The sequence below is a fragment of the Aeromonas popoffii genome (assembly GCF_037818705.1).
Lineage (GTDB): Bacteria > Pseudomonadota > Gammaproteobacteria > Enterobacterales > Aeromonadaceae > Aeromonas > Aeromonas popoffii.
Window position 1 is genome coordinate 2,664,527 of the sequence record NZ_CP149129.1, and the last position, 24,831, is coordinate 2,689,357.

General features: G+C 57.5%; 20 protein-coding genes. 12 read left to right on the plus strand and 8 right to left on the minus strand.

All coding sequences use genetic code 11. From position 1 onward, the window contains the following. Positions 1 to 261 precede the first annotated feature (261 nt). The 6 genes from oppF to WJM78_RS12170 all read right to left on the minus strand — a co-directional run bounded on the left by oppF (position 262) and on the right by WJM78_RS12170 (position 6,770). Positions 262 to 1,257 carry a murein tripeptide/oligopeptide ABC transporter ATP binding protein OppF gene (gene oppF, locus WJM78_RS12145; protein ID WP_043141223.1) on the minus strand — a complete coding sequence of 332 codons (996 nt, stop codon included), beginning with the start codon at positions 1,255 to 1,257 and terminating at the stop codon, positions 262 to 264. Further along, positions 1,258 to 2,238, minus strand: a complete 981-nt coding sequence (locus WJM78_RS12150; protein WP_108535802.1) for an ABC transporter ATP-binding protein — start codon at positions 2,236 to 2,238, stop codon at positions 1,258 to 1,260. It abuts the gene before it with no gap. 54 nt (positions 2,239 to 2,292) lie between these two features. Next, entirely contained in the window at positions 2,293 to 3,204 is a 912-nt protein-coding gene (gene oppC / locus WJM78_RS12155; protein ID WP_042036753.1) for an oligopeptide ABC transporter permease OppC, read from the minus strand. A gap of 14 nt (positions 3,205 to 3,218) precedes the next feature. Next, a complete protein-coding gene (gene oppB / locus WJM78_RS12160; protein WP_339009532.1) occupies positions 3,219 to 4,139 on the minus strand; it encodes an oligopeptide ABC transporter permease OppB in 921 nt (306 codons plus the stop codon). Positions 4,140 to 4,235: 96 nt separating this feature from the next. Beyond that, positions 4,236 to 5,855 carry an ABC transporter substrate-binding protein gene (locus tag WJM78_RS12165; RefSeq protein ID WP_042036750.1) on the minus strand — a complete coding sequence of 540 codons (1,620 nt, stop codon included), beginning with the start codon at positions 5,853 to 5,855 and terminating at the stop codon, positions 4,236 to 4,238. Between the two features lie 279 nt (positions 5,856 to 6,134). After that, entirely contained in the window at positions 6,135 to 6,770 is a 636-nt protein-coding gene (locus WJM78_RS12170) for a YchE family NAAT transporter (RefSeq protein ID WP_042036749.1), read from the minus strand. Between the two features lie 348 nt (positions 6,771 to 7,118). Here WJM78_RS12170 and WJM78_RS12175 point away from each other — a divergent pair, with 348 nt between their 5' ends. The 11 genes from WJM78_RS12175 (at position 7,119) to WJM78_RS12225 (ending at position 21,469) form a co-directional block, all read left to right on the plus strand. Next, complete coding sequence (locus WJM78_RS12175; RefSeq protein ID WP_249126588.1) at positions 7,119 to 7,319, plus strand: 2OG-Fe dioxygenase family protein; 201 nt, start codon at positions 7,119 to 7,121, stop codon at positions 7,317 to 7,319. 295 nt (positions 7,320 to 7,614) lie between these two features. After that, a complete protein-coding gene (adhE, locus tag WJM78_RS12180; protein WP_212513525.1) occupies positions 7,615 to 10,284 on the plus strand; it encodes a bifunctional acetaldehyde-CoA/alcohol dehydrogenase in 2,670 nt (889 codons plus the stop codon). Between the two features lie 110 nt (positions 10,285 to 10,394). Continuing rightward, a complete protein-coding gene (locus WJM78_RS12185; protein ID WP_339009533.1) occupies positions 10,395 to 11,630 on the plus strand; it encodes an HD-GYP domain-containing protein in 1,236 nt (411 codons plus the stop codon). A 353-nt stretch (positions 11,631 to 11,983) separates the two neighbouring features. Further along, complete coding sequence (locus WJM78_RS12190; protein WP_042036745.1) at positions 11,984 to 13,654, plus strand: sensor histidine kinase; 1,671 nt, start codon at positions 11,984 to 11,986, stop codon at positions 13,652 to 13,654. Then, positions 13,651 to 14,355, plus strand: coding sequence for a two-component system response regulator BtsR (btsR, locus tag WJM78_RS12195; protein ID WP_108536265.1), 705 nt, complete (start codon positions 13,651 to 13,653; stop codon positions 14,353 to 14,355). The genes WJM78_RS12190 and btsR overlap by 4 nt, the downstream gene beginning before the upstream one ends. A 140-nt stretch (positions 14,356 to 14,495) precedes the next feature. Further along, positions 14,496 to 15,911 carry a carbon starvation CstA family protein gene (locus WJM78_RS12200; RefSeq protein WP_042036743.1) on the plus strand — a complete coding sequence of 472 codons (1,416 nt, stop codon included), beginning with the start codon at positions 14,496 to 14,498 and terminating at the stop codon, positions 15,909 to 15,911. A gap of 293 nt (positions 15,912 to 16,204) precedes the next feature. Next, positions 16,205 to 16,543, plus strand: coding sequence for a DUF3302 domain-containing protein (locus WJM78_RS12205; RefSeq protein WP_042036741.1), 339 nt, complete (start codon positions 16,205 to 16,207; stop codon positions 16,541 to 16,543). A gap of 3 nt (positions 16,544 to 16,546) precedes the next feature. Further along, positions 16,547 to 17,584 carry an HlyD family secretion protein gene (locus tag WJM78_RS12210; protein WP_339009537.1) on the plus strand — a complete coding sequence of 346 codons (1,038 nt, stop codon included), beginning with the start codon at positions 16,547 to 16,549 and terminating at the stop codon, positions 17,582 to 17,584. A gap of 113 nt (positions 17,585 to 17,697) precedes the next feature. After that, positions 17,698 to 19,458 carry a DEAD/DEAH box helicase gene (locus WJM78_RS12215; protein WP_339009539.1) on the plus strand — a complete coding sequence of 587 codons (1,761 nt, stop codon included), beginning with the start codon at positions 17,698 to 17,700 and terminating at the stop codon, positions 19,456 to 19,458. Between the two features lie 133 nt (positions 19,459 to 19,591). Next, positions 19,592 to 21,028 (plus strand): D-alanyl-D-alanine carboxypeptidase/D-alanyl-D-alanine endopeptidase, encoded by a 1,437-nt coding sequence (dacB, locus tag WJM78_RS12220; protein ID WP_339009540.1) that lies wholly within the window; start codon positions 19,592 to 19,594, stop codon positions 21,026 to 21,028. Between the two features lie 177 nt (positions 21,029 to 21,205). After that, positions 21,206 to 21,469 carry a GrxA family glutaredoxin gene (locus WJM78_RS12225; RefSeq protein WP_042036732.1) on the plus strand — a complete coding sequence of 88 codons (264 nt, stop codon included), beginning with the start codon at positions 21,206 to 21,208 and terminating at the stop codon, positions 21,467 to 21,469. 60 nt (positions 21,470 to 21,529) lie between these two features. Here the strand turns inward: WJM78_RS12225 and WJM78_RS12230 are convergent, their stop codons facing one another. Continuing rightward, positions 21,530 to 21,742, minus strand: coding sequence for a DUF1653 domain-containing protein (locus WJM78_RS12230; RefSeq protein WP_042036731.1), 213 nt, complete (start codon positions 21,740 to 21,742; stop codon positions 21,530 to 21,532). A gap of 362 nt (positions 21,743 to 22,104) precedes the next feature. Here WJM78_RS12230 and WJM78_RS12235 point away from each other — a divergent pair, with 362 nt between their 5' ends. Further along, complete coding sequence (locus WJM78_RS12235) at positions 22,105 to 23,319, plus strand: pyridoxal phosphate-dependent aminotransferase (protein ID WP_029300366.1); 1,215 nt, start codon at positions 22,105 to 22,107, stop codon at positions 23,317 to 23,319. A gap of 194 nt (positions 23,320 to 23,513) precedes the next feature. Here WJM78_RS12235 and fabV read toward each other — a convergent pair whose 3' ends face one another. Further along, positions 23,514 to 24,707 carry an enoyl-ACP reductase FabV gene (gene fabV / locus WJM78_RS12240; RefSeq protein ID WP_275930036.1) on the minus strand — a complete coding sequence of 398 codons (1,194 nt, stop codon included), beginning with the start codon at positions 24,705 to 24,707 and terminating at the stop codon, positions 23,514 to 23,516. Positions 24,708 to 24,831 lie beyond the last annotated feature (124 nt).

Sequence of the window (24,831 nt, forward strand, 5' to 3'; positions counted from 1 at the left end):
GCGTGGGCTTGCATTTGGAGCAGATACGCCTTGCCTCTCGGCAAGGTCTCACTTACAGCCCATTTTCATCGACTGCCCGGCTGCCGGGTGCACTGCAGGATATGGGTGCACCGTAATGACGACAAACCAGCGAGAAGTTACTCCCCTTGTTAGGCAAAGAGTAACAGTGGCCAAAGAGAACGCCAAGAGAGATCTTCCCCTCTTGCCCAAGTTAATCGGGGCTCCATCTGGGAGCCCCGCAAAACGTTCAACAAACCACCATCAAAGCGGATCAGCCTTGAGGCAGGAGACCGCATGGTCGAAGTTTCCCTCAAGCATGGGGCGGGTCTTGGCACACTCGGGGCCAGCTACCGGGCAGCGGGTGCGAAACACGCAGCCGGACGGCGGGTTCATGGGAGATGGCAAGTCCCCCTCCAGGATCTGGATGACCTTGCTGCGCTCCAGATCCGGATCCGGAATGGGCACGGCCGACATCAGGGCCTTGGTATAGGGGTGCAAGGGGTTTGCGAAGATCTCCTTGCGAGTACCGAGCTCCACCGCATTGCCCAGATACATCACCAGCACCCGATCCGAGATGTGTTTGACCACCGACAAGTCGTGAGCGATGAAGATGAGCGACAAGCCCATCTCCTTCTGGATAGCCTTGAGCAGGTTCACCACCTGGGCCTGGATGGAGACATCCAGCGCAGAGACCGGCTCGTCACAGATGATCATCTTGGGTTCCAGGATCAGTGCCCGGGCAATCCCGATCCGCTGGCACTGGCCGCCGGAGAACTCGTGCGGGTAGCGATTGACCAGGTTGGGCAAGAGGCCCACCTTGGTCATCATGGTGCGCACCTTCTCCTTCACCTGCTCTTTGGAGAGGTTGGGATAGAAGGTGATGAGCGGCTCGGCGATGATGTCGCCTATGGTCATGCGCGGATTCAGGGAGGCCAGCGGATCCTGGAAGATCATCTGGATCTCCTTGCGTTTCTCCCGCAGCGCCTTCTGATCTAGCTTGGTCAAATCGTTGCCCAGCCACACCACCTTACCATCGGTAGCCGGTACCAGGCCTATCAGGGCACGAGCGAAGGTGGACTTGCCACAGCCGGACTCGCCCACCACACCCAGGGTCTCCCCTTCGTACAGGCGCAGAGTCACCCCGTCTACCGCCTTCAACGCCGAGGGCTTGGCCCAGGGCCAGGCTCTGTCACTCTTGATGCTAAAGTGGACCTTGAGGTCAGACACTTCCAGCAGCAGTTTCTTGTCAGTACCCATTTAATTCGCCCCCTTGATCATGGCATCCGATACCCAATGGCAGGCCCGTTCGCGGCCGTCGTTGAACGGGGTCAGGATCGGTGACTGCTGACCGCAAATCCCGCTGACACGGTGGCAGCGCTCCTGGAAGGGGCAGCCGGTGGGCAGACGCAGCAGGTTGGGCGGATTGCCCGGAATGGTAGGCAGCTCTTCCCCTTCGGTGTCGAGGCGGGGAATGGCGCGCAGCAAACCTTCGGTATAGGGATGGCTCGGGCGATAGAAGATGTCCTTCACCCGGCCGTACTCCATGGTACGACCGGCGTACATCACCAGCACCTTGTCACAGATGCCCGCTACCACACCCAAGTCGTGGGTGATCATGATGATGGCGGTGTTGAACTCGCGTTTTAGCTCGTTCATCAGCGTCATGATCTGGGCCTGCACCGTCACGTCCAGCGCCGTGGTCGGTTCATCGGCGATGAGCAGCTGTGGCCGGCACAAGAGGGCCATGGCAATCATCACCCGTTGACGCATACCGCCAGAGAACTCGTGGGGGTACATGTTCATCCGCTTGCGCGACTCGGGGATCTTCACCGCATCCAGCATGCGTACCGACTCTTCGAACGCTGCGGCCTTGCTCACACCCTTGTGCAGCATCAACACTTCCATCAGCTGATCCTTCACCTTCATGTAGGGATTAAGAGAGGTCATGGGATCCTGGAAGATCATGGCGATCTTCTCGGAGCGGATCTTGTTGAGCTTGTGTTCCGGCAGGTTGAGGATTTCGTCGCCCTGAAACTTGGCCGACCCCGTGATGATGCCGTTCTTGGCCAGCAGCCCCATGATGGCAAATGCAGTCTGGGACTTGCCGGAGCCGGACTCGCCGACGATCCCCAGGGTCTCGCCAGCCGCCAGGGAGAAGTTGAGGTCGTTGACCGCCACCACATTGCCGTCCGGGGTCTTGAACTCGACCCGCAGATCTTTTACATCCAGTAACTTCATATAAAAACTCCTTATCGATCTTTCGTGATGCTTTCCTGTCGATCCGATGCTCGATTAACGATCTTTCGGATCGAGGGCGTCACGCAGACCATCCCCGAGGAAGTTGAAGCAAAACAGGGTCACCACCATGAAACCGGCGGGGAACAAGAGTTGCCAGATGGCCACTTCCATCGACTTGGAGCCTTCATCCAGCAGGGCCCCCCAGCTGGTCATGGGTTCCTGGACGCCGAGGCCCAGAAAACTCAGGAAGGATTCAAACATGATCATGCCCGGTACCAGCAAGGTGGCGTAGACGGCCACGATACCGAGCACGTTCGGCACTATGTGACGGGTGATGATCTTCCACTTGGAGACGCCACAGACGTGGGCCGCCTCGATAAACTCCTTGCTCTTGAGACTCAGGGTCTGGCCTCGCACGATCCGCGCCATGTCGAGCCAGCTCACCGCCCCGATGGCGATGAAGATGAGCGCCAGATTGCGGCCGAAGAAGGTCACCAGCATGATCACGAAGAACATGAAAGGGAAGGCGTTGAGGATCTCGAGTACGCGCATCATCAGACTATCGACCCGACCGCCGATGAAGCCGGAAGCGGCGCCATACAGGGTGCCGATGACCACGGCCACCATGGCGCCCATGATGCCGACCATCAGCGAAATGCGGCCCCCCAGCAGGGTACGCACGAACAGATCACGTCCCAGACTGTCGGTACCGAACCAGTGGCCAGTTTCCATATCCGGTGCCGCCTGCATCGCGCCCCAGTCCGGATCGTCGAAGGTATATTGGGACAGGTGCGGCCCCACTATCACTGCCAGACCGATAATGGTCAGTATGATGAGGCTGGTCAGCGCGGCCTTGTTACGCAGGAAACGGCGACGGGCATCCTTCCACAGGGAGCGTCCTTCCACCACTTCCACTTGCTGTGCGAACGCCGCTATGGCTTCGCGTTTCTCAGTTGTGACAACCATGATCTACTCCCGACTTAGTAACGGATCTTGGGATCGATAAAGGCATAGAGAATATCGACCACAGCGTTAAAGGTGATGGTGAGGGCACCGACCAGAATGGTCAGCCCGAGCACCATGGAGTAATCACGGTTGAGGGCACCGTTGACAAACAACTGACCAATTCCCGGCAGACCGAAGATGGTCTCAATCACCACGGAACCCGTGATGATGCCGACAAAGGCCGGGCCCAGATAGGAGACCACCGGCAGCATGGCCGGGCGCAGCGCGTGTTTCAGTATGATGTGACGCAGCGGCAAGCCCTTGGCACGGGCGGTACGGATGAAGTTGGAGTTCATGGTCTCGATCATGCTGCCACGCATGATGCGCGAGATGGCGGAGATGTAGTACATCATCATGCCGAACACCGGCAGCACCATAAACTGGATACCCCCCCCCTGCCAGCCACCGGCCGGGAACCAGCCCAGATTGATGCTGAAGAAGAGCACCAGCAAGGGTGCCAGCACAAAGCCCGGGATCACCACCCCGGCCATGGCCGACGACATCAGCAGATAGTCGATGATAGTGTTTTGTTTCAAGGCCGCTATGGTGCCGAAAGTGCCCCCCAGCAAGACGGCAAAGACGAAAGCCGCGCTCCCGATCTTGGCAGAAACAGGTAACGCCTGGCTCACCAGATCATTGACGCTGAAGTCCTTGTATTTGAAAGAGGGGCCCAGATCGCCCCGTAACAGGTTGCCCAGGTAGGTGAGGTATTGCACGCCAATGGGCTTGTCCAGGCCGTACTTGGCCTCGATATTGGCCAACACTTCCGGCGGCAGGGCACGTTCGCTGGTGAAGGGGTTGCCCGGCGCGAAACGCATCATGAAGAAGGAGACGGTGATCAAGACCAGCAGCGTCGGGATCGCTTCCAATAGCCGTTTAAAAATGAATTTCAACATAGACAATTCCTGTCCTGTACAGCTTCCAAAGGGTCGCGGTTGTAATAAAGGCCCGCCGTCTGGCGGGCCTGCTTGTTATGCGACTTGTTATGTTATTCAGTGAGCAATGATGTACATGTCTTTGCTGTAGAGGTTATCCAGCGGGTTGGCCGGATAGCCGCCCACATAGGGCTTGACCATGCGAGAGGTCACGTACTGATAGATAGGGGCAATCGGCATGTCCTTGGCCAGGATCTCTTCGCCCTGGACATAGAGCTTGTTGCGCGCATCCGCATCAACCTGATCGCGTGACTCGTCCATCAACTTGTCAAACGCAGCATTGGAATACTTGCCATCGTTGTTACCGTGAGTGGTCTGCATCAGATCCAGCATGGAGGAGGCTTCATTGTAGTCGGCGATCCAACCGCGACGAGCCACGTCAAACTGACCTTGCTTGAGCGTCTCCAGATAGGTTTTCCACTCCTGGTTCACCAGGCTGACCTCTACCCCCAGCTTTTTCCACATGGAGGCGACGGCGACGGCCACCTTCTTGTGGTTGTCATCTGTGTTGTAGAGCAGTTCAAACTTGAGTGGATTACCCGGGCCGTAACCGGCATCGGCCAGTAGCGCCTTGGCCTTGGCATCGAGCTCCGCCTGGGTCAACTTGGACCAGGCCGGGGCAACAGGTTTGAAGCCATCAACGAAGTCCGGCACCAGGGCATAGCCTGGGGTCTCTCCCTTGCCCATCACCTTGTCGGCTATCACATTGCGATCGATGGCATAGGTGAGCGCGGTGCGTACCCGCACATCATCATAGGGTTTTTTCTTGGTGTTGAAGGTGTAGTAGTAGGTCCCCACATAGCCACTCACCTGCACCTCATCGGGTTTCTCTTTTTTCATCTGCTTGAAGCGTTCGATGGGCATGTTGTAGGTGAGATCCAGTTCGCCCGCCAGATAGCGGTTCAACTCGGCATTGGTAGACTGGATCGGCAGGTAACTCACCGTGTCGACCACCGTTTTGCTGTTATTCCAGTAGTTGGGATTACGCTCGATATCGACACGCTCGTTGACCACCCAATCTTTGAGCTTATAGGCGCCGTTGGATACCATATTTTCCGGCTGGGTCCACTTGTCACCAAACTTCTCGATCACCTTCTTCGGGACTGGGTAGGTGGTGGTGTGAGAGAGCATGCTGACGAAGTAAGGAATCGCTTTTTCAAGCTGTACTTCAAAGGTGTAATCGTCGGTCGCCTTCACGCCCAGGGTGTCAGACGGCTTCTTGCCGGCAATGATTTCGCTGGCGTTGAGGATGGTCGGAATTTCCATGTACCAGGCGTAGGGAGAGCCAGTCTTGGGATCCACGGCCCGCTTGAAGGCGAACTCGAAATCGTGGGCAGTAACCGGTTCACCATTGGACCATTTCGCATCTTTGCGCAGGTGGAATACGAAGTGTTTGTTGTCCTTGGTTTCCCAGGACTCGGCCATGGCAGGGAGCACTTCCCCTTTGGGACCGGAAGAGACGAGACCTTCGAACAGGTCGCGCAAAATATTGGATTCAACCGTTCCTTCGGTTTTATGAGGGTCGAGGGTAGCCGGCTCCGAGCCATTGCCTTTGACCAGTTGCTGGACTTCAGCCAGCTTGGTTCCCGCCGGGACATCGGCAGCCTGAGCCACGTTGACGCCACCAAACAGGGCAGCCATCAGCAGTGTGTTAATCATTGTTTTTTTATGAGTCATTTCCCTACTCCAACAAGAACATTCCATGCGTTTGTCCATCAACGAGATAAATACCCGCTGCCAGCATAATTCCCTGACAATTCTAATAATGCAATAGATATCATCAGACCAAGCTGGGCTTCATGGTTAAAAAAACAGCTTTTAGCCAATTATTCAGCATTTAAATATGGCGTTGCGGACGCTTTTTATACAGACCCGCTCGATTCTAGGAAATGACCAACAAAAAAGAAACAATAAAAAGCCGGTCACGAGGACCGGCTCAGACAAAACAGACCTGAATCACATCAATCCGGGGAAGACCCCCTTGATCCCCGCCACCATGATCTCGATGCCGAGCGACATCATGATGAGACCCATGATCCGGGTGACCACGTTGATGCCGGTGTTGCCCATCAGCTTGAACAACAAGGGGGCGGCGCGGAAGATGAGCCAGGAGCAGAAGGCAAATACCATCACCACCAGCGACATGCCCAGCATCTGGGACCAGGTACTCTGGCTGGCGTTGACAATAGAAGAAGAGATGGCCCCCGGACCCGCCATCAGCGGCAGTGCCAGCGGCACCACAGCGACTGATTCCCGCGCAGCCAGCTCCCCTTTCTCCTGCTTGTTATGCTTCACCTCCCCCAGCTTGCCCTGCAGCATGGACCAGGCGATCAGCGTGATGAGCGACCCGCCGGCGATGCGAAACGACGCCAGCGAGATACCAAAACCGTCCAGGATCAGCTGCCCCATGTACATGGAGACCAACAGGATGATCATCACCGCAATGTTGGCGGTGGTGTTGGTCTTCATCCGCTCTTCCGGGGTTTGATGGCCGGTCAGACTGACAAAAACCGGCAGCAATCCCAGCGGATTGATGATCGCGAACAAACCGATGAAAAACTTCAGATATAAAGAGACGTCAATTGCTGCCATAGGCGCCATCCAGAAGGTAAGCAAAGCCACGCGGGCCACCCCGATAAACCGAGCGTAAATTTACACCATGCCCTCAACCTGCACCAATCAAATAATCTCACCCTTTCCGTGGCTTTTCAGTTAGTTCCTCTAATGTATCGCCAAAATTCAACACATTGACTTGTTAATAAACATTGTTACCATTTAACACACTGATAAAATCACTTCGAGTTTTATGTGGTCATGCCGTTTTGGTGCGACATTTTCTCTCAACAAACAAGGATTTTTTAATGATTGATACGGACATCAAGTTGCAATGGCGCCTGGCTTCGCAACCGGCAGGCACGGTCGATCCCCTGCTCGGCTTTTTTGACCGGCGGCAATGAGGGTGTCAGTGGCGGCGATCTTCAGCGCTATCATGGATTAAAAGAACAACCATTTTTTCAACAAGAATTAAACGCTGGTGGGTATCTGCTCCTGGATGATCGCCGTTTCTATCACAATACGGCCCCCAGACTGCCCCAGGCCCCGACCCGAGGACACCGGGACGTAATCGTGCTAACTGCTTGAAAAATGGTATCTAGCGCCTTGTTCACGCGCCATTCAGCCCACTTTCTCCCTGCGCTACATTCGCGTAACATCCGAAAAACATGTATTGTGAAACAAAATTTCTTTTGTTCTTTTGTTACACATGATCCAGATCAACTTTTTCTGAGTCAGCCGCGCTCTATAATCGACTCAGAAAGCAATTTAGTAAGGCATGTAAATACCCCCTTGTAGTGATTCTCGCCTTGACAAGGCGACTATAATTGCCGGGCATTGCCAAGCTCTTACTAAACAGTTTTCAAATCATCAGGAGATAAACATGGCAGTAACCAATTTGGCCGAACTGGATGCACTGGTCGCCCGCGTTAAAGAAGCACAGCGTGAATTCGCCAGCTTCTCGCAAGAGCAGGTAGACAAGGTTTTCCGTGCCGCCGCCCTGGCCGCCAGCAATGCCCGTATCCCCCTGGCCCAGATGGCCGTGGAAGAGTCCGGTATGGGGATCATCGAAGACAAGGTTATCAAGAACCACTTCGCCTCCGAATACATCTACAACGCATACAAAGACGAGAAGACCTGCGGCATCCTGAGCCAGGATGACGAGATGGGCACCATGATCATCGCCGAGCCGGTCGGTATCATCTGCGGTATCGTTCCGACTACCAACCCGACTGCTACCGCGATCTTCAAATCGTTGATCTCCCTGAAGACCCGCAACGCCATCATCTTCTCCCCGCACCCACGTGCCAAGAACTCCACCAATACCGCAGCCAAGCTGGTACTGGATGCAGCCGTGGCCGCTGGTGCACCGAAAGACATCATCGGCTGGATCGATCAACCGTCCGTGGAGCTCTCTAACGCGCTGATGAAGCACAACGACATCAACCTGATCCTGGCCACTGGTGGCCCGGGCATGGTGAAAGCCGCTTACTCTTCCGGTAAGCCTGCTATCGGTGTGGGTGCCGGTAACGTGCCGATCGTCATCGACGAAACCGCCGACGTAAAACGCGCCGTTGCCTCCATTCTGATGTCCAAGACCTTCGACAACGGTGTGGTCTGTGCTTCCGAGCAAGCTGTTATCGTCGTTGACTCCATCTACAACCAGGTGAAAGAGCGTTTCTCCAACCACGATGGCTACATCCTGTCCAAAGATGAAGCAGACAAGGTACGTAAAGTGCTGCTGATCAACGGCGCGCTGAACGCAGATATCGTCGGCCAGCCGGCCACCAAGATCGCCGCCATGGCTGGCGTGACTGTGCCTGCCACCACCAAGATCCTGATCGGTGAAGGCCTGGAATTGTGCGCTGAAGATGAGTTCGCTCATGAGAAGCTCTCCCCGACCCTGGGTATGTTCCGCGCCAAGAACTTCGAAGAAGCCGTCGAGATGGCCTGCACCATGGTCAACATCGGTGGTATCGGTCACACCTCAGGTCTGTACACCGACCAGGATCGCAACCAGGATCGCATCAGATACTTCGGCGACAAGATGAAGACCGCCCGTATTCTGATCAACACCCCCTCCACCCAGGGTGGTATCGGTGACCTGTACAACTTTGCTCTTGCTCCTTCCCTGACCCTGGGTTGCGGCTCCTGGAGTGGCAACTCCATCTCCGAGAACGTCGGTCCCAAGCACCTGATCAACAAGAAGACAGTCGCAAAACGGGCAGAAAATATGCTGTGGCACAAACTTCCGAAATCCATCTATTTCCGTCGTGGCTCCCTGCCGATCGCCCTCGGTGATCTGGAAGGCAAAAAGCGTGCAATGGTTGTCACCGACCGCTTCCTGTTCAACAACGGCTATGCCGACGACGTGGTTCGTCTGCTCAAGAAGCTGAACATGGAAGTGGAAGTATTCTACGAAGTAGAAGCTGACCCGACGCTGTCGGTGGTTCGCAAGGGCGCCGAGATGGCCAACTCCTTCAAGCCGGACGTTATCCTGGCACTGGGTGGTGGTTCACCGATGGATGCCGCCAAGATCATGTGGGTCATGTACGAGCACCCGGATACCGCGTTTGAAGATCTTGCCATGCGCTTTATGGACATCCGCAAGCGTATCTACAAGTTCCCGAAAATGGGCGTGAAGGCCGAACTGGTCTGTATCACCACCACTTCCGGTACCGGTTCTGAAGTCACCCCGTTTGCGGTCGTGACCGACGACGCCACCGGCATGAAGTACCCGCTGGCTGACTACGAGCTGACCCCGAACATGGCCATCGTCGATGCCAACCTGGTCATGAACATGCCCAAGTCCCTGTGCGCCTTCGGCGGTGTGGATGCAGTCACTCACGCCATGGAAGCCTACGTTTCCGTACTGGCCAACGAGTACTCAGACGGTCAGGCGCTGCAAGCCCTGAAACTGCTGAAAGAGTACCTGCCGTCCAGCTACCAGAACGGTGCCAACGATCCGGTTGCCCGCGAGAAAGTACACAACGCAGCCACCATCGCCGGTATCGCGTTCGCCAACGCCTTCCTGGGTGTGTGTCACTCCATGGCGCACAAGCTGGGTGCAGAATTCCACATTCCGCACGGTCTGGCTAACGCCCTGCTGATCAGCAACGTGATCCGTTACAACGCCAACGACAACCCGACCAAGCAGACTGCGTTCTCCCAGTACGACCGTCCGCAAGCTCGCCGTCGTTATGCCGAAGTGGCTGACCACCTGGGTCTGAGCGCAGCCGGTGACCGTACCGCTGCCAAGATCGAGAAGCTGCTGGCCTGGCTGGATGAGCTGAAAGCCACTCTGGGCATCCCGGCCTCCATCCGTGAAGCTGGCGTGAACGAAGCCGACTTCCTGGCCAAGGTTGACCAGCTGGCGCTGGAAGCCTTCGATGACCAGTGCACCGGTGCCAACCCGCGCTACCCGCTGATCACCGAGCTCAAAGCCATACTGATGGACACCTACTACGGTCGCCCCTTTACCGAGGAAGCACGAGTAGCAGTGGAAGCCAAGGCTGAGACCAAGGCGGACAACAAGAAAAAATCCAAGGCCTGATAATCGGACTTGAACTAGAGAGCCCGCGCACATGCGCGGGCTTTTTTGTTTGTCTATCTCTCTAATTTTGCTAGCTTGTTGGTAAGCATTCATGGACCTCGAGTTAGCACATGTCGCTGATACAAGCCTCGATAGAGCAGTTACGGATCGGCCACTACATCCATCTCCCCACGGGATGGACCAGTCACCCTTTTATGTTCAATGCCTTCAAGATCAAGGATCAGCAACAACTCGACATCATTCGCCATCTCGACCTCAATCTGTTGATGGTGGATCCGGACAAGAGCGACCTGCCCATAGAGCCCATCTTGCGCGGCGATATTCCCGCCGCCGGCCCCGATCTGTCGATCATCGATGAGGTCATAGACACGGGCCTCACTCCCTTCGACGAGAAAGCTTTCCGCCGCTCCCTGCGCGCCGCCGACAAAGCCTTTGGCCAATCCATGTCCGAGCTGCGCGATGCACTGGGGGCCCTCAACCTCAAGCCTGACGAAGGGCTGGCTAATACGGCGCAGATAGTGCGCAATGCCGCCGCCCGCATCAGTGAACACGAGGGGCCACTCGGCCTGCATCTCATTCGCAACCCGCACACCGACATATTGCTGCAGCACAGCCTGAACGTGGCTTTCATCGCCATGCTGATGGCCCGGGAACTCGGCATGAACCCCATCGAGATCGAGGAGACTGGACTGGCAGGCCTTGTACACGATATCGGAGAGCTGAGAATCCCGAGCCAGATCACCCAGAAACGAGGGGATCTCAACAAGTCAGAGCAAAATTTTCTCAACATGCATCCCCAGTACGGGCTGGAGATGCTGACCCAGTTGCAGGCATGTGAGTTCAAGATCCGCCAGGTGGCCCATCTGCACCACGAGCGGCTCGATGGCAGCGGCTTTCCTCTGGGTATCAAGGGCGGCGAGATCCCGCCACTGGCACGGATCATCGGACTGGTGGACTACTATGACGAGCTGCTGCACCCGCGCAGCAGTGCGACCCCGGCCGCCCCGAGCCAGGCCATCAGCCAGCTCTACAAGCTGTCCCAGAAGAAGTTCGATCAGGATCTGGTCAAGCTGCTGATCAAGGTGTTGGGAGTCTATCCCCCCGGTTCGCTGGTGCAGCTCTCCGACGACTCTGTGGCGCTGGTGCTCTCAACCGAGCCCACCATGCCCCTCAAACCCAAGGTACTGCCCTACCTCAAAGCGCAGCGACCGGAAGGGGTGGCCATGCTGGATCTGCGGGAGGATGAGCGCACCATCAAGTCATTTATCAAGCAAGAAGACCTGGATGAGGGACAAAGGCTGTTTTTTAACCTTACCCGGCGCTTCTGTTACTATTTTGCCTTCTGAGTTATCCCCAGAAGCTGGGGATAACTCATTGGACAAACCTGAATAATTGCCCAATTACCTTCAAAAGGGGTCACTGCCGACCCTGGATAAAAAACGCCCAGCCAGGGGGCCGGGCGGAGCATGCCACCTCCGTGTGGCGTATCCAGCGGATACATTCATGCTCCATCCAGCAATACCAACCCTGGGGCGATTATACAAATATCAATTTAACATGCTGATTTGATATGGTTTTATTTCACGTTTCTGGCAAACTTCGCCCACAATCGAACGCACCTTGCTCACAGAACAAGATCCTGATCACACTTATTCATTACTGCCGCTTTTTTCGGCACGGACTCTGAGGAACGTTTTTTATGCAGTTGGTCCTCTCCCTGCTTCAACAGATGAGCGTCAGTCTGGTGATCGCCTATCTCTTCTCCAAGAGTCCGCTGCTGCGTCCCCTGGCCAACTATTCCGTCAGACTTCCTCACAAGATACTGATATACATTATTTTTTCCAGCTTTTGCATCCTCGGCACCTATGTCGGGCTCGATATCGATGATGCCATCGCCAACACCCGGGCAGTCGGCGCCGTATTGGGGGGGCTGCTGGGAGGCCCGCTGGTGGGCTTTCTGGTAGGGCTGACCGGTGGCCTGCACCGCTACACGCTAGGGGGATTTACCGATCTCGCCTGCGCCATCTCCACCACCCTTGAGGGCTTGCTGGGGGGGCTGGTGCACTGGCGGCTGATGCGCTCCGGGCGGACAGATGCCCTGTTTGAACCGCGTATCGCCTTCTTTACCACCCTCTATGCCGAGATCATGCAGATGCTGATCATCCTGCTGGTGGCCACCCCGTTCGAGCAGGCTCTGCTGCTGGTGCGCACCATCGCCACCCCCATGATCCTGGCCAACTCCTGCGGCGCCGCGCTCTTTATCAGCATGATCCGCGACCAGCAGCGGATGTATGAAAAATTCTCCCGGGTCTTCTCCGCCAAAGCGCTCAATATCGCCAATCGCACGGTCGGCATCATGAGCCAGGGCTTTACCCCGGAGGCGAGCCGCAAGATTGCCCGCATCATTCAGGAGGAGACCGGCGTAGGTGCTGTCGCCATCACGGATACCGACAAGATCCTCGCTTTTATCGGCATCGGAGAAGATCACCATCTGCCAGGTACGCCCATCGCGTCAGCCACCACCATGAAGGCCATCACGCACAACAAGGTGCTGTTTGCCGATGGCAACAGCCAGCCCTATCGCTGCAGCCTCTCGCCTGCTTGCCAGCTGGGCTCTGTGCTCGTGATCCCGCTGCAGGGTGACAAGGGGGTGATCGGCACCATCAAACTCTATGAACCGAAGAAACGGCTGTTTCTCAAGATCAACCACACCCTGGGGGAAGGGATCGCCAACCTGCTGTCACAGCAACTGCTGGCTGGTCGGCTGGAGCAGCATCAGCGGCTGCTGGTGCAATCGGAGCTCAAGCTGATCCAGGCCCAGATCAACCCCCATTTTTTGTTCAACACCCTCAATACCATCAGTGCCATCACCCGGCGCGATCCCGACAAGGCGCGGGATCTGCTGCTGCACCTGTCGCTGTTCTTTCGCAAGAACCTCAAGCGCCAGAGCGGGCTGGCCACCCTGCAGGAGGAGCAGGAGCACTGCCAGTCTTATCTGGAGATCGAGCTAGCCCGTTTTGGCGACCGATTGACGGTGGTCAACGAGATCCCGCTCCACCTGGCCACCTTGCGCCTGCCAAGCTTCACCCTGCAGCCGCTGATCGAAAATGCCATCAAGCACGGCATCTCGACACTGCTGGAACAGGGGCGCATTCGCCTCTATACCGAGGAACATACCACCAGTGTCACCATCCATGTGGAAGACAACGCCGGCGCCTGGCAAGAACGGCCCGCCGGTGACGGTCTTGGCATGACCATCGTCGACCGACGGCTCAAGAGCGCCTTTGGCGAACGCTACGGCGTGACCATTGCGTGCGAGCCGGAGCAGTGGACCCGGGTTTCGTTCACCATCCCCAAGGAGCAACCATGATCCGCACCCTGATTGTTGATGACGAACATTACGCCCGCGAGGAGCTGAAACTGCACCTTGCCAGCGATCCCGCCATCGAGATAGTCGGTGAAGCGGCCAACGCCATCGAGGCGCTGCCACTGATCCAGCGGCTCAAACCGGATGTGGTGTTTCTCGACATCCAGATGCCCAAGCTGAGCGGCATGGAACTGGTGGCCATGCTCGATCCCCTGCCCCGCATCGTGTTTGTCACCGCCTTCGACGAGTATGCCATTCAGGCATTTGAGGAGAACGCCTTCGACTACCTGCTCAAACCGGTGGAACCGGCACGGCTGGCCAAGACGCTGGCTCGCCTCAAGCAGGATATCTCCCCGCAGCCGGTCGAGCGGCTGGCCCCCACCATCGAACACATTCCGGGCTATCTGCACAATCGGGTACGGCTGCTGCCGATCGCTCAGGTGGAGTATGCCTTTTCCGATCTCGGCGGCGTCCACGTGGCTTGTCAGGGGGAGCTGTTCCACACCCAGCTCACCCTCAAATCCCTGGAGGAGAAGAGCCTCCTGTTGCGTTGCCACCGCCAGTACCTGGTCTCCCCCAAGGCCATCTTCGAGATCCGGCTGCTGGATAACCAGCTGGCGGAGATCCTCACGCCGAGCGGTGCCCGGGTGCCGGTCAGCCGTCGCTATCTCAAGGAGCTAAAGGATCAACTGGGGCTGGACTGACCCAGGGAATGTGCGCCTGATCACAGCCGCTGACCACTCGGCGCGCCAAAGCGCCACTCGGGAGGTTTCGCCTGCCAGAGAGAAGCAAGCGTTTTAAACTCGCGACGCATACTAAAAAATAACAATGCAGGAGCGTAGTAATGATCTGGTTCTTCCTATGTGTCGGCCTACTTGTCGCCGGCTATTTCATATATGGCAAATTCATAGAGCGGATATTCGGCCCGAAACCCGAGCGCGCCACCCCCGCCATCACCATGGCTGACGGGGTGGACTATGTCCCCATGTCGGACAAAAAAGTCTATCTGGTACAACTGCTCAACATCGCAGGCGTCGGCCCCATCTTCGGTCCCATCCTCGGTGCCCTCTACGGCCCGGTCGCCATGCTGTGGATCGTGTTTGGCTGCATCTTCGCCGGCGCAGTACACGACTACTTCTCCGGCATGCTGTCGGTGCGCGCCAAGGGCGCTTCGGTACCGACCGTGGTCGGCGAGCATCTGGGCACCGTCGCCAAGCACTTCATGAACCTGTTTGCCGTGGTACTGCTGATGCTGGTTGGCGTGGTGTTCGTGCTGAGCCCGGCAGGCTTGCTCGCCAACCTCACCTCCACCGATATGGTCTACTGGATTGTGGCGATTTTTGCCTACTACATCCTGGCGACCATAGTCCCCATCGACAAGATCATCGGCCGCTTCTACCCCATCTTCGGCGCACTGCTGGTGTTCATGTCAGTCGGCCTTATCATTGGTCTGATTGTCTCCGGCAAAGGCTTCTACAACACAGGGATGGACTTCTCCAACCTGCACCCGACCGAGTTGCCGCTGTGGCCGCTGCTGTTCATCACCATCGCCTGTGGCGCGGTATCGGGCTTTCACGCCACCCAGTCACCGCTGATGGCTCGCTGCATGCAGAACGAGAAGTCCGGTCGCTTCATCTTCTACGGCGCAATGATCGGTGAAGGGATCATCGCTCTCATCTGGTGTACCCTGGGTCTATCCTTCTACGACAGCACCGAAGCGCTCAACGCCACCATGGCCAACGGCGGCCCGGCGGCTGTGGTACATGAAGTCTCCACCAGCCTGCTCGGCACCGTGGGCGGCATCCTCGCCATCCTCGGCGTGGTGATCCTGCCCATCACCTCCGGCGATACCGCGTTTCGCAGTGCTCGCCTGATCGTGGCGGACTTCCTCAAGATGACCCAGAGGCCGCTGGTCAAGCGTCTGCTGATCGCCATCCCCATGTTCATCCTTGGTTTCATCATCTCCAAGGCCGAGTTCGGGGTGATCTGGCGCTACTTTGGCTGGGCCAACCAGACCACGGCCGTCATCATGCTGTGGACTGCGGCGGCCTATCTGGCCAAAGAAGGCAAGCTGCACTGGGTCTGCACCATCCCTGCCATGTTTATGACCGCCGTGGTGTTTACCTATCTGGCCAACGCCCCCATAGGCTTCGGGTTGGAAATGGGCATCTCCACCATCATAGGCCTCATCTGCACCCTAGTGACGACGGTGGCCTTCCTGGTGAAATTCAGACCGGCACTGGTGAGCAGCACCAGCTAACGTTGACCGATTCAAACACTGAAACAAAGGGAGCCATTTAGGCTCCCTTTTCATTACTCATTTCACGCCAGTGGTGTCATACTTCTCCAGTAAGTCATTGTCATCGATAGGACTTTTTTGGACTTGCGACGTATGGCACACCATACTGTTTGACGACTTCAGACTCACTTAAGCTCCAGTACAACAATGTTGCTTAAGATGCCGTCCTCAAAACCGATAAACGTGTGATTCCCCATTGCTTTATAAAAAATGGAATCCAATGACTGGTTGTATATCAAACCTCTGGAGACCCCATGTTCCTTGATTATTTTGCCCTTGGCCTGCTCATCTTTGTCGGGCTGGTCATTTTTTACGGAGTCATCGTGATCCACGATATTCCTTATGAAATAGCCAAACACCGCCAGCACCCCCATCAGGATGCCATCCACGTGGCGGGATGGGTCAGTCTGTTTACCCTGCATGTACTCTGGCCATTCCTCTGGATCTGGGCCACCCTCTATCGCCCCGAGCGGGGATGGGGCTTCAACCAGCGCCTTCAGCAAGATGAGGACGAGATACAACTGCTCAAGCAGGAGCTAACCGATCTCAAAACGCGCATCCATACCATCGAACAGACTGAACAACAGGGATAAATCATGGACCTGCTACTGATCCTGACCTACACAGCACTGTGCGTGGCCGTGTTCAAGATTTTCCGCATTCCGCTCAACAAGTGGACCGTCCCCACCGCAGCACTGGGTGGCGTGGTGCTCATCGGCACCCTGATCATGCTGATGAACTACAACCACCCCTACTCCGAGATGGCGCGCAACTACTATGTCTCCACCCCCATAGTGCCGCTGGTCAAGGGCAGGGTCGTTGAGGTTCCGGTGCAGGCCAACCAGCCGGTGAAAAAAGGGGATGTGCTGTTTCGCATCGATGGCGAGCCGTTTCGCCTGAAAGTGGAGAGCCTTACCGCACGGGTCGAATCCAACCGCGAGCACCTCAAGTCCATTGAGGCGAGACTGCGCTCAGCCAAGCTGGATCGGGATCGCGCCAAAGAGCTGATGCAACGCAATGTAGGCAAACAGCGAGATTTGGATGTCAGCCAGGCCAACGTAGACGATATCGTGGCCCAGATTGACCAGCAGAAAGCCACCCTGAACGATCTGCAAGCCCAGCTGCTGGAAGCCAAGTATCAGCTGGCCCAAACCGTGGTCTATGCCCCGAGTGATGGCCATGTGGTACAACTGGCCCTGCGCCCCGGCATGATCGCCACCCCCTTCATGTACCGTCCGGTGATGACCTTCATCCACCAGAACGATACCGCCTATGTGGGCTGGTTCTGGCAGAACAGCATGCAGCGTCTGGCCGTCGGCGACGAGGCGGAAGTGGTGATCGATGGCGTGCCCGGCAAGATCTTCAAGGGCAAGGTGACGGCAGTGGTTCCGGCCATTGCCGCCGGTAACGTACAGGCCAACCTGGGACTACTGGATCAGAGCACGGCAGTGCGTCCGGGTCGGCTGCCGGTGGTCATCTCCATCACTGACCCCGAGTGGGCCAAGTATCAGGTGATTGCAGGCTCCAGTGGGCAGGCCGCTGTCTACACCCACTACTTCCACCATGTCTCCGTGATGCGGAAAATACTGCTGCGCATGGCGAGCTGGATGAACTACATCTTCCCGTTCCATTAATCAGCACAATCCCTCCCAGCGGGCCGGCATCATGCCGGCCCGCTGTTTTTGTGGTAGCAAGATCCCTATAATGGCGCCATCCTGCGCCGCACCATGCCCAAACGCCACTCCCCATGTTCGTTCTCAGACCCTATCAAACCGACGCCGTCAATGCCGTGATCAGCCACTTTCGCCAGCACCCGGACCCCGCCGTGGTGGTGCTGCCAACCGGTGCAGGCAAGAGTCTGGTGATCGCCGAGCTGGCCCGCAAGGCGCGTGGCCGCGTGCTGGTGCTGGCCCACGTCAAGGAGCTGGTGGAGCAGAACCACGCCAAGTACGAGGCGTGGGGGCTCAAGGCCGATATCTTCGCCGCAGGGCTGGATCGCAAGGAGGCGAGCGCGCAGGTGGTGTTCGGATCGGTGCAATCGGTCGCCCGCAATCTGGCGGCCTTCGACGGCGCTTTCTCGCTGCTCATCATCGACGAGTGTCATCGGGTTTCGCTCGATGATGACAGCCAGTACCATCAGGTGATCGAGCATCTCAAGGCCGCCAATCCGGCTCTCAAGATCCTCGGTCTCACCGCCACCCCCTATCGGCTGGGGCTGGGCTGGATCTACCGGCGCCACTACCACGGCATGGTGAAGAGTCACGGCGAGCGACTGTTTGGCGACTGCGTGTTCGAGCTGCCCCTGCGCTTCATGGTGAAAAACGGCTACCTGACGCCACCCCGTCTCGTCGATGCCCCCATCGTCCACTATGACTTCAGCAAGCTGGTGGCGCGGGAGAACGGCCTGTTCAGCGAGGCGGATCTCAATGGCGAGCTCAAACGCCAGCAGCGGGTTACCCCCCATATCCTGAGCCAGGTGCTGGAGTACGCCGCCGACCGGCAAGGGGTGATGATCTTCGCCGCCACCGTCGAGCATGCCAGCGAAGTCCACGGCCTGCTCGGCGTCAAAGGGGAGCAAGCGGCCCTGATCACCGGCGAGACGCCGGGCCCGGAGCGCGACGCCCTGATCCATGCCTTCAAGGCGCGAGAGCTCAAGTTTCTGGTCAATGTGGCCGTGCTCACCACCGGCTTCGATGCCCCCCACGTGGATCTCATCGTCATGCTGCGGCCTACCGAGTCGGTCTCGCTCTATCAACAGATCGTCGGCCGCGGCCTGCGCCTCTCGCCGGGCAAGAGCGATTGTCTGGTGCTCGACTATGCGGGCAACAACTTCAATCTGTTTGCCCCCGAGGTGGGGGAGCCCAGGCCTCACGCCGGCACCGAGCCGGTGCAGGTGCCCTGCCCCGCCTGCGGCTTTGCCAACACCTTCTGGGGTAAAACCGATGAGGATGGCAAGGTGATTGAGCACTATGGCCGCCGCTGTCAGGGCTTGTTTGAAGATGACGAGGGCAACCGCGAGGAGTGCGACTACCGCTTCCGGTCAAAAATTTGCCCCGCCTGCGGCGCCGAAAACGACATCGCCGCCCGCCGCTGCCAGAGCTGCGATCAGCTACTGGTGGATCCGGACGACAAGCTGAAAGAAGCCCTCAATCTCAAGGATTGCATGGTCATTCGCTGCGCGGGGCTGACCCTCACCGCAGGGCGCGGCAAACAGGGGGAACGGCTGGAGGTGACCTACCACGATGAGGATGGTCTGACCCTGAGTGAATACTTCGGTTTTCACTCCCCGGGCGCACAACGCTTGTTTCAACAGCGCTTTGTGCGTCATCATTGGCCCGCCCCGGGGCTGGAGCCCGAATTCACCACCCTGGCGAGCGTGCTGGCCGCGCAAAGTCAGTTCCGTCATCCGGATTTTGTCATCGCCCGCAAATCGGGCCGTTTTTGGCAGATAAAAGAGAAAATTTTTGATTATGACGGCCGCTATCGCACCGCCAACTCGATGGCGTGATAGTCACTGGCGACCGGCATAAATGGCATGAATTGCGTTACCCCCGTCGATCCCGCATCGACGGGTAACACCAGGTTGAATTATCAGGGTCGGCATCGCACTGCCGACACCCTTCGTCACGTTAGAGGATCTTATGCAGCGGCTGTTGATTGGTTTTTGTGCTCTCTTTTCTCTGGCGGCTCAGGCCGCCCCGCTGACGCCCCCTCAGGGTGGCCAGTACGCCATCATAGTGCAGGGCAATAACGGCGTTGAGTTTGCCCGTCATGCGGATCAGATGATCGCCCCCGCCTCCACCATGAAGGTGCTTACCGCATTGGCCGCCCGCCTCGAGCTCGGGGCCGATTTTCGCTTTGCCACCGATATTCAGGCCCAGCCGGGCGCCAAACAGGGTGACGCTATCAACGGCGACATCTGGATCAACTTCGTCGGCGATCCCACCCTCTCCCGAATGGATCTGCTGGCCCTGTTCAAGCAACTCGGCGTCACCCGCATCAAGGGCAATGTCTACGTCAACACCGGCGCCTACAACGGCTACGAGCGCGGCAACGGCTGGTCGTGGGGGGATCAGACCCTCTGCTTCGCTGCCCCTGTATCGTCGGTCATCATCGACAAGAACTGCGCCTATGGCACCATCACCGCTACCCAGATTGGCAAACCGGCCACCGGCAATGTGGCCACCGGCGTGGCCATCGGCATCGGTACCGACAACGTAGAAGTGATGAGCTACGGCGACATGGCACGCCAGTTCTGCGCGCTGGAAGTGGACATGGCCAAGGGCAACTTCTACGAGCTCAAGGGCTGTATTACCCCGAACAAGGAGCCTCAGGGTCTGCGTTTCGCCATCCATGACGTGGAAGCCTGGGGCTGGGACAACATCCGCTGGGCGATGAACCGGGCCGGCATCAAGCACGAGGGGCTGCTGCGAGTGACCCACAAGGTACCGATCGGCGCCGAGACGCTGGGCACCCACTATTCGGTCTCATTGCCCATCATGCTCTCCAAGATGCTGAAAAAGTCGGACAACCTCTACGCCGACACCTTCCTCAAAACCGTGGGCCGTCACTACTACAACAAGCCGGGCAGCTATCGCAGCGGCACCATGGCAGTGCGTGCCATCCTGACCAAAAACGGTATCGATCTGGGCAACGCCACCCTGGCCGACGGCTCGGGTCTCTCGGCCCACAACCTCATCAGCGCCCGCCAGATGCTATCGGTGCTCAACTTCATCCAGAAAAACGATGCCGAACTCGGTCTCATCAAGTTGCTGCCCAGCTCTCAGGTGGATGGCACCCTGGCCTGGCGGCGCAGTGTCACCGCCCCCATGATGAAAAACAAGGTGCATGCCAAAACCGGCACCATCACCGGCACCTCCAATCTGGCCGGCTTCATCGATACTGCCGGGGGTCAGCGCAAGGCCTTCGTGATGTTCCAGCGCGGCCTGTCGCAGGATCCCGCCACCCACGAGCGCTATCGCGCCAGCAAGGCCGCCTGGCCATGGACAGTGTTCGAGAAAGGGGTGCTTGAGAGCATCTATCAACAGCAGCCGATCCAGATTGCCGAGCCGCAGTGAGCGGCTGAGAATTGGGTGGCAACCATCGCCATATCGCCGACCCGCGATGCGGCAATAGGCCCACTCGAATCACGGTATCGATAATTTCGGCTTCAAGTCGCCACGAGGCATGGCTATGCTGTTGCCGGCCTCATATCAACGGCCATACAAAAACGGCTTAAAGAACGGAGAATAAATATGTTTGCAGTGATTTTTGGTCGTCCGGGTTGCCCCTACTGTGTCCGTGCCGTACAGGTCGCCGAGCAGCTGACCGAGCAGCGCGATGACTTCAAATTCCGCTACGTGGACATCCACGCCGAAGGCATCACCAAAGAAGATCTGGCCAAGAGCGCCGGCAAGCCGGTCAATACCGTGCCGCAAATCTTCCTGGACGAGCAGCACCTTGGTGGCTGCACCGATTTCGAAGCCTATGCCAAAGAGAACCTGGGTCTCTACCAGTAAGCTCCCCCGCATGGGAAAAAGGCGCCTGATGGCGCCTTTTTTGATGGTGCAAACCGCCGTTCAGCCCGCGGTCGGGGTGAAGCGGCTCACCACCTGCCCCTGATGCTCGATCCACTCCATGAACAGGGCGACAGGACGGGCATAGACAACCCCATCCTGCTCGGATTGATAGATCACCAGCGGCTCCCGGGTTTCGGTGTGCAGGGCCAGGGTGAGCACCTGATAAAACCCTCCCTTGAAGTGGCGATAACGGCCGGGCGCGGGTGCGTGCATGGAAATACCTCAACAGATGACCAAAATGGGCCCATCAACGACGCGCCAAGGCGCGACACAGGAGACAAGCCACGACTTTTTATCGCAAGCCAATCGTGCCATTGGATGCGAATATTTCAACACAGTTGGGCAACTTTGTTAATCAGCCCCTCATCTTTCACTAGTGAACCTCGGCTCACACAAACGATTGTGCTGAATTTAACGTTTCAGCAACCCTGTTTGAAGGCTAAAAATCAGGGAATTCTACTAATAATAAGATTGTTCTAGCATTCAATTCTGTGAAGAATAGAGGAAAAGAAATTTGATACTAAAAATCGCCTTTTTCGCCAACGCGTCCCCACGGGGAAGGAAGCACACTCACCATGTTCACTATCGACAAGTCGCACAAGCTCGACGATGTCTGCTATGACATTCGCGGCCCGGTGCATAAAGAGGCTCGCCGTCTCGAAGACGAAGGCCACCGCATTATCAAGCTCAATATCGGCAACCCGGCCCCGTTCGGTTTCGATGCGCCGGAAGAGATCATCAAGGATGTGATCCTCAACATGCCGCTGAGTCAGGGCTACTGCGATTCCAAGGGGCTCTTCTCGGCCCGCAAGGCGGTGATGCAGTACTACCAGCAAAAAGGGATGCGCAAGGTCGATATCGATGATATCTACATCGGCAATGGCGCGAGCGAACTGATCGTGATGGCGATGCAGGCGCTGCTCAACAACGGCGACGAGATGCTGGTGCCCTCCCCCGACTACCCGCTCTGGACTGCCGCCGTCACCCTCTCCGGTGGTCATGCGGTGCACTATCGCTGCGACGAAGGCGCCGACTGGTATCCGGATCTCGACGATATCCGCGCCCGTATCACGCCGCGCACCCGCGGCCTGGTGCTGATCAACCCCAACAACCCGACCGGCGCCGTCTACGGCAGCGAGTTCCTGCTGGAGGTGATCGAAATCGCCCGCCAGCACAACCTCATCATTTTCGCCGACGAGATCTATGACAAGATCCTCTACGACGACATCTCTCACACCAGCGTCTGCACTCTGTGTGACGATGTGATGGTGGTGACCTTCAACGGTCTATCCAAGGCCTACCGTGCCTGTGGCTTCCGTCAGGGCTGGATGGTCATTACCGGCCCCAAGGGCCGTGCCAAGGGGTATATCGAGGGGCTGGAGATGCTGGCCTCCATGCGGCTGTGTGCCAACGTGCCGATGCAGCACGCCATCCAGACCGCGCTCGGTGGCTACCAGAGCATCAACGAGCTGATCCTGCCAGGCGGCCGCCTGCGCCGTCAGCGGGACAAGGCGTGGGAGCTGCTCAACGAGATCCCCGGGGTCTCCTGTGTCAAACCCAAGGGGGCGCTCTACATGTTCCCGCGCCTGGATCCAAAGGTGTATGACATTCGCGATGACCAGAAGATGGTGTTCGACCTGCTGCAGCAAGAGAAACTGCTGCTGGTGCAGGGCACCGGCTTCAACTGGCCGGCGCCGGATCACTTCCGACTGGTGTTCCTGCCCCGTGAAGAGGAGCTGGAAGAGGCCATTGGCCGCCTCGCCCGCTTCCTCAAGGGTTACAAGCAGTAAGCACAACTCATCGCAATAAAAGGCTCCCTTGGAGCCTTTTTTCATCTTGCGCGCCATGATACAGGCAACCAATGTGGCACTATCCCTCTCACGACCATAGTGCGAGGCAACCACACAACCTCAACACCATTGCGTTGATAAAAAAAGCCCCCTCTTTTTCCAAAGAGGGGGCCCTGTTTTCGCTTGCGTCAGGATCAGAGCTCGACTACGTCGAATGTCACGTCCGGGTTGACATCCGCCTCGTAATCCACCTCGGCCAGACCGAAACCGAACAGGCGCAGGAACTCCTGCTTGTAGCCGGTGTAGTCGGTCAGATCGGAGAGATTCTCGCTGGTGATGGAGGGCCACAGATCGCGACAGGTCTGCTGCACGTCATCACGCAGTTCCCAGTCATCCATACGGATGCGGGCCTGCTCGTCCAGTACCAGCGCCTCCCCATAGAGACGGGTGCGCATCATGCGATCCACCTGCTCCATGCAGCCCTCGTGAATGCCCTTCTCCTTCATGATCTTGAAGGCCATGGAGATATAGAGCGGCATCACCGGAATGGCGGAAGAGGCCTGAGTCACCACGGATTTCAGCACGGCCACGTGGGCGGTGCCGCCCTTGGCAGCCAGATCGCCACGGATGGCGGTAGCGGCGCGGTCCAGATCTTCCTTGGCGCGGCCCAGAGTGCCATGCCAGTAGATGGGCCAGGTCAGATCGGTGCCGATGTAGGAGTAAGCGACGGACTTGGCGCCGTCGGCCAGCACACCCGCGTCACGCAGGGCAGCCATCCACAGCTCCCAATCCTGACCGCCCATGACGGTGATGGTGTTCTGGATCTCTTCCTCGTTCGCCGGCTCGACGGTGGCGGTGATGATCTGATCCTTGTTGGTATCGATGGCGGTGGTGGTATAGACCTCACCGATCGGTTTGAGGGCAGAACGCACGACTTCACCGGTTTGTGGCATCTTGCGCACTGGTGAGGCCAGGGAGTAGACCACCAGATCAATTTGACCCAGATCGGCCTTGATGAGCTCGATCACCTTGGCGCGGCACTCGTTGGAGAAGGCATCGCCGTTGACGCTTTTCGCATACAAACCCGCCTCTTTGGCGGCCTTGTCGAAGGCGGCTGAGTTGTACCAACCGGCGGAGCCCGTCTTGGTCTCGGTGCTCGGCTTTTCGAAGAAGACGCCAATGGTGGCAGCGCCGCTACCAAAGGCAGTGGCAATCCTGGAGGCCAGACCATAACCGGTGGAGGCGCCTATCACCAGCACCCGCTTGGGGCCATTGGCAATCATGCCCTGCTCTTGGGTGTAAGCGATCTGGCGACGAACATTGGCCTCACAGCCAACCGGGTGAGTGGTGGTGCAGATAAAGCCGCGAACCTTGGGTTTGATAATCATATGGGGGTCTCGGATCCGTTAAATGGATGAAATCGGTGCATAAGATACCTCATCTTGCCGTGATAGGGTGCTCTGATGTGTTGAACTGCGGGGAAAATGTGTAGCCCGCCGCCGAAAATGAAAA